The sequence below is a fragment of the Lactobacillus nasalidis genome (assembly GCF_016587775.1).
Taxonomy (GTDB): Bacteria; Bacillota; Bacilli; order Lactobacillales; family Lactobacillaceae; genus Lactobacillus; species Lactobacillus nasalidis.
On the sequence record NZ_BOCG01000266.1, the window covers coordinates 1 to 241 of the forward strand.

Here is a 241-nt window from a genome sequence, read left to right on the forward strand (position 1 = left end):
ATCACCGGTATTCCGATATCCCAACAAGGGGGTAACCGCATTGACCAGCGCAGGTACCGAAGCACCACTCTTGCAACTTCATGGAAAGGCTCTCGCCAATCCTCGGGTACAGCCAACCCGCATGACTAAGGCCAAGGCCTTAGCCATTAACTCTCCTTTCTTTAAAATTTATAGCGCATGATTTAATTCTGGATGCTCAACCAGCGCTAGAAGGCTAAGCATCGCATTCTTGTCCCGATCT

General features: G+C 49.4%; 1 protein-coding gene and 1 pseudogene. One reads left to right on the plus strand and one right to left on the minus strand.

All coding sequences use genetic code 11. The annotated features are described in order from the left end of the window. A partial coding sequence (locus lacNas_RS14035) for a hypothetical protein (protein ID WP_211198910.1) occupies positions 1 to 181 on the plus strand: 181 nt, incomplete at its 5' end. Here the strand turns inward: lacNas_RS14035 and lacNas_RS14475 are convergent. Continuing rightward, positions 169 to 241, minus strand: a pseudogene (locus tag lacNas_RS14475) (RNA-guided endonuclease TnpB family protein); the annotation flags it as partial. The gene lacNas_RS14035 and the pseudogene lacNas_RS14475 sit on opposite strands and share 13 nt — an antisense overlap.